Source organism: Cupriavidus sp. 05N40, from assembly GCF_056397305.1.
In genome coordinates this window covers 1-502 of sequence record NZ_JBFTND010000465.1, presented here as the reverse complement: position 1 = coordinate 502, position 502 = coordinate 1, and the positions used below count along the sequence as shown (strand labels likewise).

General features: G+C 59.2%; 1 protein-coding gene. It reads right to left on the bottom strand.

Annotation, left to right across the window (positions count from 1 at the left end; translation table 11 throughout):
• Positions 1 to 309: 309 nt before the first annotated feature.
• The coding region (locus AC1DO7_RS41470; RefSeq protein WP_477117602.1) for a hypothetical protein at positions 310 to 502 on the bottom strand (193 nt) is incomplete at its 5' end.

Here is a 502-nt window from a genome sequence, read left to right as displayed (position 1 = left end):
CGACGATCTTCTCCAGCACTTCGAAGCCGATGACAATCGACTGAATGCCGCGGGCCTTGCGGTCGGAGGATTCCAGGGATGCTTCGTCGAAGTTAGAGGTCATGCTAGAAATGGGCGATTACTGATCCGACAGGCGGCGACTGCCGAGAGGCGCGCGTACCGTGGTGCACGATCATACACGCACGGCGCAAAAGTCAACAATTGTGCCCATTGATGTGGAAGCCCTGCTCGTCTGGCGCGCTGTGCGTCGCGCCCTTCGCTTGTGGCGCAAGCGATACGCGCGCCACCGGAAGCGGGCAATGCAGTTTATCAGTCAGGCTGGTGAAGGGAACTGCCCCGCCCGCCGATCACGAAACGGCCTTCGGGGTCGCGGTCCTGCCCGGCACCGGCTAGTACAACATCCCGTAAATAGCTTGAATAAATAATCGCCTCGGATATCATGGCGGGATGAGTCGAGGCCGCCATGCAACGCCAGTGAAGTTGGCGAAGAAAGAAAGACAGG